Origin of the sequence: Thermococcus sp. ES12 (assembly GCF_012027515.1) — an archaeon.
GTDB classification, from domain to species: domain Archaea; phylum Methanobacteriota_B; class Thermococci; order Thermococcales; family Thermococcaceae; genus Thermococcus; species Thermococcus barossii.
On record NZ_SNUP01000001.1, the window covers coordinates 393,620 to 405,867 of the forward strand.

Annotated in this window: 18 protein-coding genes; 7 read left to right on the forward strand and 11 right to left on the reverse strand. The window is 55.5% G+C overall.

Features of this window, described 5'->3' with window-relative positions:
• Positions 1–85: 85 nt before the first annotated feature.
• The 3 genes from E3E37_RS02155 to E3E37_RS02165 all read left to right on the forward strand — a co-directional run bounded on the left by E3E37_RS02155 (position 86) and on the right by E3E37_RS02165 (position 2,416).
• A complete protein-coding gene (locus E3E37_RS02155; RefSeq protein WP_167714574.1) occupies positions 86–1,408 on the forward strand; it encodes a RuvB-like helicase in 1,323 nt (440 codons plus the stop codon).
• A 70-nt stretch (positions 1,409–1,478) separates the two neighbouring features.
• Positions 1,479–2,132, forward strand: a complete 654-nt coding sequence (locus E3E37_RS02160; protein WP_167714575.1) for a hypothetical protein — start codon at positions 1,479–1,481, stop codon at positions 2,130–2,132.
• A complete protein-coding gene (locus E3E37_RS02165; RefSeq protein WP_167714576.1) occupies positions 2,129–2,416 on the forward strand; it encodes a hypothetical protein in 288 nt (95 codons plus the stop codon). Before E3E37_RS02160 ends, E3E37_RS02165 begins: the two co-directional genes overlap by 4 nt.
• On the opposite strand, the gene E3E37_RS02170 is transcribed toward E3E37_RS02165, so the two are convergent.
• The 5 genes from E3E37_RS02170 to E3E37_RS02190 are packed head-to-tail and all read right to left on the reverse strand — an operon-like array spanning position 2,413 to position 5,563.
• Positions 2,413–3,414, reverse strand: coding sequence for a PIN domain-containing protein (locus tag E3E37_RS02170; RefSeq protein ID WP_167714577.1), 1,002 nt, complete (start codon positions 3,412–3,414; stop codon positions 2,413–2,415). The two genes, E3E37_RS02165 and E3E37_RS02170, sit on opposite strands and share 4 nt — an antisense overlap.
• Positions 3,395–3,877, reverse strand: a complete 483-nt coding sequence (locus E3E37_RS02175; protein ID WP_167714578.1) for a hypothetical protein — start codon at positions 3,875–3,877, stop codon at positions 3,395–3,397. The genes E3E37_RS02170 and E3E37_RS02175 overlap by 20 nt, the downstream gene beginning before the upstream one ends.
• Positions 3,871–4,326, reverse strand: a complete 456-nt coding sequence (locus E3E37_RS02180; protein ID WP_167714579.1) for a hypothetical protein — start codon at positions 4,324–4,326, stop codon at positions 3,871–3,873. The genes E3E37_RS02175 and E3E37_RS02180 overlap by 7 nt, the downstream gene beginning before the upstream one ends.
• A gap of 10 nt (positions 4,327–4,336) precedes the next feature.
• Positions 4,337–4,798 (reverse strand): DUF2284 domain-containing protein, encoded by a 462-nt coding sequence (locus tag E3E37_RS02185; RefSeq protein WP_167714580.1) that lies wholly within the window; start codon positions 4,796–4,798, stop codon positions 4,337–4,339.
• Positions 4,799–4,834: 36 nt separating this feature from the next.
• Positions 4,835–5,563 carry an SDR family NAD(P)-dependent oxidoreductase gene (locus E3E37_RS02190; RefSeq protein WP_206204022.1) on the reverse strand — a complete coding sequence of 243 codons (729 nt, stop codon included), beginning with the start codon at positions 5,561–5,563 and terminating at the stop codon, positions 4,835–4,837.
• A 170-nt stretch (positions 5,564–5,733) separates the two neighbouring features.
• Between E3E37_RS02190 and E3E37_RS02195 the strand changes: the two genes are divergently transcribed.
• Positions 5,734–6,201 carry a YbhB/YbcL family Raf kinase inhibitor-like protein gene (locus tag E3E37_RS02195; protein ID WP_240921887.1) on the forward strand — a complete coding sequence of 156 codons (468 nt, stop codon included), beginning with the start codon at positions 5,734–5,736 and terminating at the stop codon, positions 6,199–6,201.
• Positions 6,202–6,203: 2 nt separating this feature from the next.
• On the opposite strand, the gene E3E37_RS02200 is transcribed toward E3E37_RS02195, so the two are convergent.
• Both E3E37_RS02200 and E3E37_RS02205 read right to left on the reverse strand, forming a co-directional pair.
• The gene (locus E3E37_RS02200) at positions 6,204–6,461 is read right to left on the reverse strand and encodes a hypothetical protein (RefSeq protein ID WP_088864417.1); all 258 of its coding nucleotides are present in this window, start codon (positions 6,459–6,461) and stop codon (positions 6,204–6,206) included.
• Between the two features lie 100 nt (positions 6,462–6,561).
• On the reverse strand, positions 6,562–7,026 hold the full coding sequence (locus E3E37_RS02205) for a hypothetical protein (protein ID WP_167715296.1): 465 nt from the start codon (positions 7,024–7,026) through the stop codon (positions 6,562–6,564).
• A gap of 92 nt (positions 7,027–7,118) precedes the next feature.
• Between E3E37_RS02205 and E3E37_RS02210 the strand changes: the two genes are divergently transcribed.
• A complete protein-coding gene (locus tag E3E37_RS02210) occupies positions 7,119–7,712 on the forward strand; it encodes a CGP-CTERM sorting domain-containing protein (protein ID WP_088864419.1) in 594 nt (197 codons plus the stop codon).
• Between the two features lie 61 nt (positions 7,713–7,773).
• The gene (locus E3E37_RS02215) at positions 7,774–8,502 is read left to right on the forward strand and encodes a cytochrome c biogenesis protein CcdA (RefSeq protein WP_167714582.1); all 729 of its coding nucleotides are present in this window, start codon (positions 7,774–7,776) and stop codon (positions 8,500–8,502) included.
• Here the strand turns inward: E3E37_RS02215 and E3E37_RS02220 are convergent.
• The 3 genes from E3E37_RS02220 to E3E37_RS02230 all read right to left on the reverse strand — a co-directional run bounded on the left by E3E37_RS02220 (position 8,494) and on the right by E3E37_RS02230 (position 10,183).
• Positions 8,494–8,844, reverse strand: coding sequence for a thioredoxin family protein (locus tag E3E37_RS02220; RefSeq protein ID WP_167714583.1), 351 nt, complete (start codon positions 8,842–8,844; stop codon positions 8,494–8,496). The two genes, E3E37_RS02215 and E3E37_RS02220, sit on opposite strands and share 9 nt — an antisense overlap.
• 68 nt (positions 8,845–8,912) lie before the next feature.
• Positions 8,913–9,725: a hypothetical protein gene (locus E3E37_RS02225; protein ID WP_167715298.1), complete on the reverse strand. Its 813-nt coding sequence runs from the start codon at positions 9,723–9,725 to the stop codon at positions 8,913–8,915.
• A 71-nt stretch (positions 9,726–9,796) separates the two neighbouring features.
• On the reverse strand, positions 9,797–10,183 hold the full coding sequence (locus E3E37_RS02230; RefSeq protein ID WP_167714584.1) for a transcriptional regulator: 387 nt from the start codon (positions 10,181–10,183) through the stop codon (positions 9,797–9,799).
• 203 nt (positions 10,184–10,386) lie between these two features.
• Here E3E37_RS02230 and hcp point away from each other — a divergent pair, with 203 nt between their 5' ends.
• The gene (gene hcp, locus E3E37_RS02235) at positions 10,387–11,727 is read left to right on the forward strand and encodes a hydroxylamine reductase (protein WP_371731679.1); all 1,341 of its coding nucleotides are present in this window, start codon (positions 10,387–10,389) and stop codon (positions 11,725–11,727) included.
• A gap of 2 nt (positions 11,728–11,729) precedes the next feature.
• On the opposite strand, the gene E3E37_RS02240 is transcribed toward hcp, so the two are convergent.
• Positions 11,730–12,209 (reverse strand): DUF1858 domain-containing protein, encoded by a 480-nt coding sequence (locus E3E37_RS02240; protein WP_167714585.1) that lies wholly within the window; start codon positions 12,207–12,209, stop codon positions 11,730–11,732.
• Positions 12,210–12,248 lie beyond the last annotated feature (39 nt).

Below are 12,248 nucleotides of genomic sequence, written 5' to 3' on the forward strand. Positions count from 1 at the left end.
GCCCGGGATCGACGGCCTGAGCCTCCGTCAAATTTTTAAGCCCACATCTTTTAGTAACCCCCGGAAAGATTAAGGGGGTGGTGTTATGCCGGTGATAGAGGAAGTGGCTCCGAGGAGCTTCGAGAGGGTCGGCATGCACTCCCACATAAGGGGCCTCGGTCTCGACGAGAACGGAAAGGCGAAGTTCATGGCCGACGGAATGGTCGGGCAGGTTAAGGCGAGGGAAGCAGCGGGGATAGCGGTCGAGCTCATCAAGCGCGGCAAGCTTGCCGGCAAGGGAATCCTCCTCGTTGGTCCGACCGGGAGCGGTAAGACGGCAATAGCCATGGGCATAGCGAGGGAGCTCGGCGAGGACGTGCCCTTCGTTCAGATAGCGGGGAGCGAGATATACTCGGCCGAGGTCAAGAAGACCGAGTTCCTGAAGGAGGCCCTCAGGAGGGCGATTGGAGTTAGAATCAGCGAGGAGAGGAAGGTCTACGAGGGCGAAGTCAGGGAGATTAAAATCAACAGGACGAGGCACCCCTTCAACCCCTACGTCGAAATCCCCGAGAGCGTCATCATAACCCTCCGCACAAAGGACGACGAGAAGACGATTAGGGCTGGCAGGGAGATAGCCTATCAGCTCATGGAGATGGGCGTCGAGGAGGGCGACGTTATACAGATAGACGCCGAGACGGGCAGGATTTCGAAGATAGGCACCACGAAGGAGGAAGAGGGGCTGTTCTTCAAGCGCAAGGTGAACCTTCCGAGCGGGCCGGTGCTCAAGATAAAGGAGTTCACCTACACCGTTACCCTCCACGACCTCGACGTTGCCAACGCCCGCGGCAACATCTTCGGCCTGCTCTTCAGCACGGGCATGGAGATAAGCGACGAGATAAGGCAGCGCGTCGATGAGACCGTCAAGGGGTGGATAGAGGAGGGGAAGGCGACGCTCGTGCCTGGAGTGCTCTTCATAGACGAGGTTCACATGCTCGACATCGAGGCCTTCTCCTTCCTCGCGAGGGCCATGGAGAGCGAGCTGGCGCCGATTCTTATCCTCGCCACCAACAGGGGAAGGACTAAGATAAGGGGCACAGACATAGAGGCGCCGCACGGAATACCCATCGACATGCTCGACAGGCTGCTCATAATCAACACCGAGCCCTATAAGAAGGAGGAGATTCGGGAGATAGTTAAGATCCGCGCGAGGGAGGAGAAGATAGAGGTGAGCGAGGAGGCCATCGAGTACCTCGCGGAGCTCGGCGAGAAGACCAGCCTCCGCTACGCCGTCCAGCTCCTCGCCCCGGCGAGCGTCCTCGCGAGGGGCGGAAGGGTGGAGAGGGAGCACATCGAAAAGGCCAAGGACTACTTCGCCGACCTCAGGAGGAGCATGGAGTTCGTGGAGAAGCTGGAGGGCATGCTCAGCTGATTTTCCTCTTTCCACTCGTTTTTGGAGTAATACTTTTAAGTCTTGACACCTTAACACTTCCGGTGGGATAATGCGGGGAGGAGTTTTAACGGTCGTGGCCCTTCTGCTCGTCGGTGTCCTGCTCGTTGGGTGGACCCACATCGACGGCGGTTTTCCCAAGGGAGAATTTGAAAACGCATCATCTCACCGGAACTCCAACGTGACGGTCTCTGTTGCCACCGTTGAGATCAATGGCCCCTTCACGGGCTACCTCACCGTCCCGAGGAGGTTCCTAAACGAAACGGACGCATTTCTCAATTCTATCAACGTCACCCTTTACGTCTTTACCGTCGAGGTGACGGGGAAGGAGCTGAACGCGAGCATGAGCATTCCCGTCCTTAGGCTCTCTCCGGCCTTCGTTCCGAGGGACTTCAACGTGAGCATCAACGGACACATGGTTACGGGCGTCACCTACGTCCCCTACGCTGAGAGGCTTCCCGTCGCGGTCTGGTCGGCGGAAGGGAGCCTTGAGACGACTTCATACCTCACGGTTCACCCGGAGGACGAAAAGGCAGTGTCGGGCAGGTGGAGCGCGGAGTACCTGAACGACGCCTCGGGGAGTGTTCTTCTGGAGGCTGGGGAACTTGAGCTTGCCCTCAACGTCACGGAACCCAACCGCTTCAAGTTTGTGGTCCTCCACAACGGCACAGAGGTGTCGTCGGGGGTACTGGGGGTGGACCAATGAGGAGGCTCTTCTATGCGCTCCCGTTCCTCGTCCTCGGGCTGGGCCTGCTGTTCTGGGAGCCCACGGTCGCGAGGGCCGCTGTCGTCCTTCTTGGCTGGCTCACCTTCGCGCTGGAGTACCGCTACGGTGGCGGGAGCAGGGAAGGGGAAGAGCTGGTTGCGCTCGGGGTTTCGGTGCCCCTGCTTCTCCTCCCCATCAGCCAGACCCTCGCGGAGCTTCTGGCCGTTTTCATGTTCGTGCTCGAGCTGGCGGCCCTTTTCGTGAAATTCAAACTGAAGGCCTAGTCATTCATTATCTCCATCAGCTTCCTTGACAGCTTGAGGTGGAATTCGAACTCGTGGTAGGCCCTGTTCTCGGCCGGAAAGACGAGCTTCAGTTCGTTGAGACCTTGCTTGCCGCCGAACTCGCCGAAGACGGTTATCCCGTTCACCTCTATGACGCCGAAGACGGCCGCGAGGTTGAAGAGGAGCGTCCTGAGCTGATAGGCCGAAACCTCGTGCCTTCCAATCTCCTGCCGGGGGTACCTGAAGAGGAAGTACTCCAGTCCCTCCATCTCGGCCACATCGGTTATTGCTATGTCGGCGGTGAGGAAGACGAGAAGCGTGGGCGTCATGTTGTCGTAGTGCTTCAGGGACTTGACGATTATCTCGTCGTTGTTGTGAGCCGGCTCCTTAACGCTCTCGGCTATGATTATCCTGTCCTTCAGCCTCTCGAACTCCTTGAGGGCTATGTAGGCAGCCTTCCTGCTCCTCTTCGTCCTCCTGTTGCTGAACTCCCTGAGCAGGCTCGCGTTCCTCACCTCGCGCTTTATCTCCTCCAGCTCCCTGTGCCTGTACTTGTAGTTCATGGCGTTCTCTATCTCCTTCTTGACCCCCTCGGCCACGACTATCTGGTACCCGTCGAGGGGTCTGAACCCTGAGATAAAGCGGTGGTAGAAGAGGTTGGTGTCGGGCGCGAAGGCGACGCCCTTCTTGAGCCTCTCGTAGAGTTCAAGGTTCTGGAGGAACTCGTCGATGTTCGCGTACCGCACTATTCCGGCGGATATGAAGCACTCGTAGAAGTCGGTCCAGGTTGGAAGCTCGCTGGAGAGCCTTTCCGAGACCCTCTCGTTGAACTCCCTCCTGCTCACGGTGAGCTCGACGCGGTAGCCGGTTTCTGTCGGCTTCGCCCTCAGCAGGGGAAGGCCGTAGAGGGGATAGCTGACCCGCATTTCCCCCAAGACGTTGAGGAGTATCTGGAGCTCCGGCTTTTCGATGACCTCGCTAATCTCCCTCACTCTCATCACCCAAGAAGTTCTTTATCGGCTGGAGATGTGTTGGAATCATCATGTAGGGCCTGTCCGGGAACTCGGTGTCGAGGAGACCCATGTAGACGATGAAGGACACCGGAAACTCCTTTATCTGGACTATGGCGGCTGCAACGAGGGCTTTCCTGCCAGAGGTTATGTCCAGGCCCATGCGGTAACCCTCGCGCTCCAGCTTCGAGAAAAGCTCCCTGAACTTCCTGTCCGCCACGAAGAACCCGTAGTCCGGCACTACCTCGGTCTCTATCTCTGGGTGGAGGTTGTAGGCCTCCGAGATTGCCCTGATTGCCGAAACCACCTTTGGAAGGTTGTGCTTGTACCTCTCCTCGGTGAACACGTATATCCTCTCCGCCTTCCCACCCCTCGTCAGGAGCTTGTAGTAGGTGTTCACGACCGCCCAGGGGGAACGGCCGAGGAGCGTTATGTAGGCCACCTTCACCATGAGACATACCCCCATGCGTACGCCAGAACCGCATAAACCGCGGCCAGGACGAAGGGAGTCGGGGAAAGCCTTCCCCTGACCGCCCTGTGTGAAAGGACGAACGGGACAAGGCTCAGAGCGAAGTAGTAGAGAACCTCAACGTACCAGCTTTCCCTCCCTCCCAGGGCGAAGGAGAGGAGCAACGCGGCCCCGAGACCAGCGGGGACGGTCAAGATCGTCATCAGGAGCACGTCCTCCCTCTTATCAGACTTCAGCTCCGGGATCAAGATTATCCAGAATAGGAAGCTCAGGAGGAGGAAATGGGAGAGCAGCCCCCAGAACGTGACGTCCAGCTCCGGCTCCCCCCTCGACGGCAGGTAGTAGAACCACGCGGCTCCGAAGGCATAGACGAGCGTCATGATGAGCGAGATTCCCCACTTCAGGCGCGGGGGTGAAACGTTTTCCTTCATCTTACCACCTTCACTCAATTAGCACCATCCCGTACAAAACGCTTTCGGAGAAGTCTATCCCGACGAGTTCCCCAATTTCAATCCCTACAGCGTCTATGCTCGGCCTGACCTTCGCTGGAAGCCTGCACGGCTCCCCCCTCTCAAAGGGGCAGTCGTCGCAGAGGTTGCAGTTCCCGGGAAAGAGCGCCATCGCGTAGAGCTTTCCCTCCCTGAAGAGCTCGGCCTCGCGTCTGAGCAGGTAGAGGATTGCCTCCCGCTTCTCCTCCTCGAAGCGCTCCATGTCGATTTCGAACTTGATTATCAGGGCCCTCCTGAAGTGCCGCACCCACTCTCTGGTTTCCCTCCAGTCCGGCGCGTGGGGCGGACAGCTCGGTCTTTTGCCATACATTGGACACGTCCTGCACTTCCAGACCGGTCTCGGCGAGACAACTATGCTCTCCGCTGGTATCTCCTTCTCCCAGAGCACCTTCATGGGGCATCAAGGAAAAATGGAGCCAGAGCTTAAAAATCAATCCATCAGCCTGCCGCCGTTGACATCTATCACCTCCCCAGTTATGTGGTCGTTTTCGAGGAGAAAGATTACCGCGTGCGCTATCTCCTCAGGCCGGGCTATCTCCCCGGTCAGAGAGAGCGGGCGGAGCCTCTCCTTTATCTCAGGGGTTATGAGTTCTGTATCCACCGGTCCGGGGGCGACGGCGTTGACGAGTATATCCGGGGCGAGGTGTCTCGCAAGGTTGAATGTGAGGGCTATGAGGCCGCCCTTCGATGCCGCGTAGTGGGGGCCAACCGTCCCCCCATCCTTGCCGGCTATGGAGGCTATGTTGACTATTTTGCCCCTTTTCATGTACCTGAGAACTTCCTGGGTGACTATGAAGGCCCCCTTGAGGTTCACCCCGAGAACCACGTCCCACTCCTCATCGGTAACTTCCATCGGTCTCAGCGCCTTCCCCAGGATTCCGGCGTTGTTGACGAGGATGTCTATCCCTCCAAAGTGCCCCACGACCTCCTCGACCATTCTTCGGACCTCATGGCGGTTGCTCACGTCGGCCTTCACCGTTATCGCATCAACGCCATGGGAGCGGCAGAGTTTGGCTACCTCTTCAGCCTCCTTCCTGCTGTGGGCGTAGTTAATCGCAACGTTTGCTCTCTTCTCCGCCAGCGCAAGGGCTATGGCCCTTCCGATTCCCCTTCCGGCACCGGTAACGAGGGCAGCCTTTCCCCCCAGCTCCACGGGCATCACCGGGTACTAATTTGGTGGCTGAACTTAATAAAGCCTAGCGCCGAAATATTTTTACGTTTGAAAAAGGATTTATTAACATGAAGGGGTTCGCGGTAGTGGCGGTTTTGATTTTAGGGGTGTGCATCGCTGGATGCACCTCCCATGAAAAACCCGAAGGGGGTGTGAGTATGGATCTTGAGATAGGTTCGGTGTTTCACAACGGGGGGTACATACCCGTTGAGTTCACGTGCGATGGGGAGAACGTCAATCCCCCGATATTCATTGGGCACATAGAGCCGGAGGTCAAGAGCTTGGTTATCATCATGGACGACCCCGATGCCCCAGGCGGAACCTTTACCCACTGGATAGCGTGGAACATCCCGCCTCTGGGCGAGATACCAAAGGGAGTTCCGAAGCAGGCGGAGGTTGACGCGCCCGTGCATGTTGTTCAGGGGCGTAACGATTTCGGGATGATAGGCTACGGCGGACCATGCCCGCCGAGGGGTCACGGAGTTCATCACTACCACTTCAAGGTTTACGGCCTCGACACAACGCTCAACCTCAGGCCCGGCTCAGGAAGAAGGGAACTGGAGGATGCCATGAAAGGCCACGTCATCCAGAAGGGGGAGCTTGTGGGGCTTTACGAAAGAAAGTAACCCTATCCTTTCTTTTCCATGAGCTTGACCAGGAGATTTATACCGCTCTGGAAGGCCGAGAGGAAGTTCAGGGTGAAAAATATCCAGTCCCCTATGATGTACGAATAAACCGTCAGCAGACTGGCCGCTAGGACGTAGATTAGGATGAACTCAAGGTTCAGCGGGCAGTGCTTCTTTCTTATCGTTTCCACGGTCTGAGGGATCCATGAGCCCACGAGGAGCAGCATTCCCAGAAGTCCGATTATCTCTCCCCCGTTCATTTTTCTCACCCGGACGGGAAACGAGGGAGCCTAAAAAAGCCTTGTGGATTGTCCCATGTCAAATTTTTAAAAATATCGCAGGAAAATAGGCAAATTTGAGCTAAAGCTGGCTGGCCAGTCTGGACATCGCCCACGTCTTAACGTCGTCATCCATGATGCCGTTGATAATTTCCATTGCCTCCGAGACCTTTCCGGCCTTGGCTAGAGCCAGGGCAACCTCGGCCTCCACTTTGGACCGGTTTGAGAGGTCGGTTATATACCTGGATATCCTCATGGCCTCATCGGGTTTCCCCAGGTTTAGGAACTCGAATGCCAGACTCATGAGCGCCTTCGTGCTCTCATCGTGGTTTTCTATATCAAGGGCCGCCTTTATGGCCCGGTCAAGGGCCTCCCCGTAATCTTGACCCCTCCTGGCGACCTCAACGGTGATATGTGAGAACGCCTTGGAGCGGATCACCTTGTCTGGTATTCCATCCGCCATCTGAAGTGCTTCCCCTGTCTTTCCAGAGTTGACGAGTTTGAGAACCGCCTCGTACAGTGCCCTGGAGCGGTACCACTCCTGCATGATCATCCCCAAGAATTTTGCAACCCGGAGGATTTAAGCTTTCCGCGGCCAAGGTTTATAACTTCCCGCGGGAATAGGTTTCAGGTGAGAAAATGAGGAAATTGGTTCTGATTATCATCGGACTGTTGTTTATCTCGACGGTCTCGTACGCCGTCGCAGAGGCGCAGGTGAATCCGGACAAGCTCCACTTCTACATGTACGGTGCAAAGACATGCCCGCACTGCCGAAGAATGAAGGAGGAGATACCGAGGGTCTACGGAAATGACAGCCTGACGTACTACGAGCTGGTTGACAATGCCGAGAATCAGGCCCTCTTCAGCGTTCAGTACCAGTACACGGGCATAGCCGGAGTCCCCGCCATAGGGATAGCCTATGACGGTGAACTCAAGGCCATAGTTGAGGGGGAGTTCAACGTCTCAATGGCGCCGGAGATAGTTAAGGTTGCGATGGACAACGGTGGCCTTATTCTCGTAACCGGCGGCAAGGCGTACATAATAAAAAACGCAACCATAATTCAGAAGCTCCAGATTATCTACGTTGAGCACAGGAACCCTGATGAGCCCGTAACGACGACCACAACACCAACGAATACCACCACGGGTTCATCGGATAACGGGATATGTGGGCCGGGAATACTGGTCGCCCTTGCGGTTGTCCCCCTGGTTCTCCTCAAGCGGAAACGCTGACCTTTCGTTCCCAACTTTTTGTTTTCGAAAGCCACAAAAAGGCCCGCGATAACTTTCTACCATGCGAAGTGAGATAAAGGGACTGGCGATAATCCTTCTGGCCTCCTTTGGGGTCAGCTCCCTTGCGCTGTGGCTGATGGGCATAGTGGACTTTGTACCAAAGTTCTTTGCCCTCGCCATGAGCGACTCGATAAACCCATGTACATTCGTTATCTACACGATGCTTCTCATAGCCCTCTCCGTCCGGGAAGTATCGAAGAGAAGGCTCTACCTCATCGGTGCGGCCTTCATTGCTGCCGTTTACGTCTCCTACTACCTCCTTGGAGTTGGCCTGCTGTACTTCGCCGGCTACCTCCCACTGTGGGTCGCAGGGATTGCGGCGATAGTTTTTGGTGTCTACACCATAGCCACCGGCCTGATGGAGAAGTCCCGCGTGGGAGACAAAAGCAAAATCCGAAGGAAAATATTCAGCAGCGACACGACCGCCCTCGGGGCTTTTACGCTCGGGGTCATCGTCTCGACGACCCTGCTACCGTGCTCCGCCGGCAGCTACCTCGTCTACGCCATAATAATCTCAAAGGCCGGGAAGGCTCTCGCCTTCCTTCTCCTTGCCCTCTACAACCTCGTCTTCGTGCTCCCGCTCGTTGTAATCCTGCTGGCGATGGGAAGCGTCACCGAGAGTAAGCGCTTCTCTCGGGCCATGGTGAGGCACAGCAGGGAGCTTTCGGTTATAGCTGGAACGCTGCTGATTGCGATAGGGGCGTGGGTTCTTACGGGGGCATCACTTTAGGCCGAGCTTTCCCCTCACCCTTCTCTCGAACTCCCCGAAGTTGGGCACTCCCACGAACTCAACGCGGTCGTTTATGAGCACTGTTGGGGTTCCGAGGATGTTGTGCTCCATGGCCTTCCTCTGGCCTTCAGGTGTTGCAACGCTTAATTCCCTCGCTATTACGCCCTCATATTTCCTCTCAAGCTCCCGGGCCATCGCCCACGCTATTGGACAGTAGGGACAGCCGGGTGAAGTTATGACCTCAATTACAACCTTAGGCCCCTTTGGTTTGACCTCTATCATTCCGGCTCTCTTCATGAGTTCGAGCATCTTCTTTCTCCTTATCATCTCAAGCTCGTCCACCCTTCCACCCCCGTTAGAAGAGAGAAAGAAGCAGGTTTAAAAAGAAATTCCTGAAAAAAGCTTCAATCTTAAAATGCCCCGCTTCCAAGGCCACAGATAGTGGCGAACGGGCAGACCGAGCAGTCCTCGGTGTAGGGCTTGAGGTATGGCTCTCCCTTAACGGCCTTCGTTATCTCTTTTGCCCTCTCCATTGCCTCGTCCTCGCCTTGAAGCACGAGGGTGACGCTGCCCTCGGCCCCACCGGTTCCTCCGGCCGCTATCGGAATTGCCTCAACTCCGGCGAGTATCCTGTACGCTTCCACCTCCGTTACCGGGTGGGAGTGGGGTATCGGCACGAGGGCGGAATAAAGCCCGGTCCCCCAGTCGAAGGAGTAGATCCCGGTCAGCCTGGCGCTCTCCTCGACGGGCGTCGGCACGAACTTCTCAAGGCTTACCGGCGTTATCGTGAAGACACCTTTCGTTATCGTCCAGCCGAAGGTCTTGCCTATCGTCCCGCCGTCGGGGGCGGCGGCGAAAACAGCGACGTTCCAGTTAATATCTATCGCGTTGGCGCCTTTGATGAAGACGTCCTTCGGGCCCATCCGCTTCAGCGCTTCGAGAGGGTCATCGAAGGGTTCACCCTTGTAGAGGACGAGGTGCTTGGGCCAGGTGGCCTTTGGGGTAACACAGGTTCTGCCCTTGCTTATTACTCCAACCGTCCACTTCTCCTTTTCGATTTTTTCACCGAGTATTTCCTCCGCTATATAAGCCGCGGTTGTGCCGGTCGCTATGTAAACGAAGCCGTGCTCTAGGGCATGCTGAACCTCTGGCATAGCTACGACCGCCTTTGCGATAAGCCTCTTGCTCTCCGGAGGGGTTAAAGTTACGAGTGCCCTTTTCACGTCAATCACCGGGCTAAAATAGGCATCGAAAGGTATTAAACCTTCCCTTAGGGACTCCGAGAAGCCTTAGCTCATCCGAAAAGTTCGAGGCATACGTTGCATTCCGATGGATTCACCTCAGGGTCGATTTTTGAGTGGAACTGGCAGACGTAGCCTCTACCGAGCATTTCAAGGGACATCCTAACGAGTTCTGAATGGATTTTGTATTCGCTCGGCCTTTCTCTGACTATCTTCTCGGCCAGCGCCGTCACCTCGGCGTCTATGTCTGGAAACTTCGAGACATCTATGAACGCTCCTCTGTCCATTTTCAGGTAACGAGAGACGGCGGACTGGGTTATGTGGAGGAGTTCCGCTATCTCCGTCTGTTTCAGTCCATTTTCATGCAGTAGCTCCACGAGCCTCCTCCTAAGCGAAGGATAGACGTAACGTGAAGCTACTTCGAACGCGTTCGTTTTCATGGTATCATTTATGACGTGTGGAATATTTAAGGGTTTCTGTCAAGTCCCAACACAGATTTACATGACATAAGTCATATAGCCGTTTTAGGTTAAGAAACCGCAAAGTTTTTATGAAGAACACTTCACATATAATCGGGGATATGACACGTGTCATAAAAAGGAGGTTGATAGGTATGACGATAAGGGTGCCGGAAGATGTTGATATGCTCTGCAATCAGTGCTCGATGAGTTTAGCTGGAGGATGCACTATAAGGGGAGTTTGCGGCAAAGACCCGGACCTCAACTCCCTTCAGGAGGCCCTGCTGTATGGTATAAAAGGAACCTCAGCCTATTATTACCATGCCCTTGAGGTCAGCTACGACGACCCGAGGATAGGCCACTTCCTGGCGGAGGCCCTCTACTCAACCCTCACCAACGTAAACTTCGACAAGAACCGCTTCCTAGAGCTCATCCTTGAGAACGGAAGGGTGCACCTTGAGGCGATGAAGCTCCTCGACAAAGCTTACGTTGAGACCTTCGGAAGACCCGAGCCCGTTGAAGTTCCGACCGGAACTGCAGAGGGAAAGGGCATACTCGTTACCGGCCACAGCTACAAAGCCCTCTACGAACTCCTCAGGCAGATAGAGGAGCTCGGCCTTGAGGAAGAGCTGAAGGTTTACACCCACGCCGAGATGTTTCCAGCACATGCATACCCAGAGCTGAGGAAGTTCAAAGCCCTCTACGGCAACTGGGGAGGCTCGTGGCTCTACCAGAAGAAGGAGTTCGCGGAGTTCCCGGGCGTTATACTCGGAACCAGCAACTGTGTCCAGCAGCCGACGAAGGCGTATCAGGACAGGATCTTCACCGCCGGAATAGCCGGCCTTGAGGGAGTTCCCCACATAGATGACTACAACTTCGAACCCCTGATAAAACGCGCCCTTGAGACGCCGAAGATGAAAGAGATAGACGGCGGAAAGCTCCTCACGGGCTTCCACCACACCAACGTTCTGGCCATGAAGGACAGGCTGATAGAACTAATCCAGGAGGGCAAGATAAGGCACATCTTCGTGGTGGGCGGCTGTGATACGCCACACAAGGGCATGGGCTACTACGAGAGGCTCACCGAGCTGATCCCCGACGATGCTCTGATACTCTCGGCCGCCTGCGGCAAGTTCCGCTACAATGCAAGGAACTACGGCACCATCGAAGGAATCCCGCGGTTCCTCGACTTCGGCCAGTGCAACAACGTCTACTCGATAATCGAGATTGCAATGGCTCTCGCGAACGAGCTCGGAACTGACGTGAACTCCCTGCCGGTTAGCATAGTCCTGAGCTGGATGGAACAGAAGGCTATAGCGATACTCTACTCGCTCCTCTATCTCGGAATCAAAGGCATTTACATCGGACCAAAACCACCTGAGTTCCTGACCCCCAACGTGTTTGAAATCCTCAGGAGACAGTTTGACCTCAGGCTTACCGGTGATCCCGAGGCCGACCTCAGAGACATGCTGAGCAGGGGAATAAAGATAGAAGAGGACTCCCCCCTTGCGGAGGAGCTGGAGTAACTTTACCCTTTCTTTTCCAGTTCTTTTAGTTCTTTCATCATGGCATTAAAGCGCTCATCGCTCATCCCGAGGAGCTTCTTTGCCTGCTTCAGCGTTATTGTTCTGGCAAGCGTTTTCCTCATGGCTGGGTTCTCAAGGGGTGAGAAGCCGTACTTCACCAGTATTTTGAGGGATTCCGGGTAAGCTTTGAGGAGCCTGGCCACGTTGGTGTTCTCGTCTATCCCCTTCAGCTTCTCGTCGCACTCCTTGACCTCAATGTCCAGCTCCTTCGATTCCTTAGTCTTCGTAACCGTGAGAACAAAGAACCCCGAGACCTCCCGAACGTTCACCTCGTAACCTGCGTTCTCAAGCTTTTCCACCATATCAACGAAAGGCCTGTCTCCGATAACCTCAAGGGTTTCCCCGGCTTTAAGCTTTCCAAGGGCCTCGATTATCATGACCGCCGGCTGGGGAGGTTTCAAACCTCTAACGTCGAGCATCATTTTCCATCACCCCCCCGAGCTATGACATGCGGCATATAA

What these genes read in the sequence shown, in the direction of transcription:
- E3E37_RS02215 (WP_167714582.1), top strand. Translation starts at nt 7,774, where the DNA reads ATGCGAAGTGAGATAAAGGGACTGGCGATAATCCTTCTGGCCTCCTTT.
- E3E37_RS02155 (WP_167714574.1), top strand. Translation starts at nt 86, where the DNA reads ATGCCGGTGATAGAGGAAGTGGCTCCGAGGAGCTTCGAGAGGGTCGGC.
- E3E37_RS02240 (WP_167714585.1), bottom strand. Translation starts at nt 12,209, where the DNA reads ATGATGCTCGACGTTAGAGGTTTGAAACCTCCCCAGCCGGCGGTCATG.
- E3E37_RS02165 (WP_167714576.1), top strand. Translation starts at nt 2,129, where the DNA reads ATGAGGAGGCTCTTCTATGCGCTCCCGTTCCTCGTCCTCGGGCTGGGC.
- E3E37_RS02210 (WP_088864419.1), top strand. Translation starts at nt 7,119, where the DNA reads ATGAGGAAATTGGTTCTGATTATCATCGGACTGTTGTTTATCTCGACG.
- E3E37_RS02170 (WP_167714577.1), bottom strand. Translation starts at nt 3,414, where the DNA reads ATGAGAGTGAGGGAGATTAGCGAGGTCATCGAAAAGCCGGAGCTCCAG.
- E3E37_RS02200 (WP_088864417.1), bottom strand. Translation starts at nt 6,461, where the DNA reads ATGAACGGGGGAGAGATAATCGGACTTCTGGGAATGCTGCTCCTCGTG.
- E3E37_RS02205 (WP_167715296.1), bottom strand. Translation starts at nt 7,026, where the DNA reads ATGCAGGAGTGGTACCGCTCCAGGGCACTGTACGAGGCGGTTCTCAAA.
- E3E37_RS02160 (WP_167714575.1), top strand. Translation starts at nt 1,479, where the DNA reads ATGCGGGGAGGAGTTTTAACGGTCGTGGCCCTTCTGCTCGTCGGTGTC.
- E3E37_RS02230 (WP_167714584.1), bottom strand. Translation starts at nt 10,183, where the DNA reads ATGAAAACGAACGCGTTCGAAGTAGCTTCACGTTACGTCTATCCTTCG.
- E3E37_RS02185 (WP_167714580.1), bottom strand. Translation starts at nt 4,798, where the DNA reads ATGAAGGTGCTCTGGGAGAAGGAGATACCAGCGGAGAGCATAGTTGTC.
- E3E37_RS02175 (WP_167714578.1), bottom strand. Translation starts at nt 3,877, where the DNA reads ATGGTGAAGGTGGCCTACATAACGCTCCTCGGCCGTTCCCCCTGGGCG.
- E3E37_RS02195 (WP_240921887.1), top strand. Translation starts at nt 5,734, where the DNA reads ATGGATCTTGAGATAGGTTCGGTGTTTCACAACGGGGGGTACATACCC.
- hcp (WP_371731679.1), top strand. Translation starts at nt 10,387, where the DNA reads ATGCTCTGCAATCAGTGCTCGATGAGTTTAGCTGGAGGATGCACTATA.
- E3E37_RS02190 (WP_206204022.1), bottom strand. Translation starts at nt 5,563, where the DNA reads ATGCCCGTGGAGCTGGGGGGAAAGGCTGCCCTCGTTACCGGTGCCGGA.
- E3E37_RS02180 (WP_167714579.1), bottom strand. Translation starts at nt 4,326, where the DNA reads ATGAAGGAAAACGTTTCACCCCCGCGCCTGAAGTGGGGAATCTCGCTC.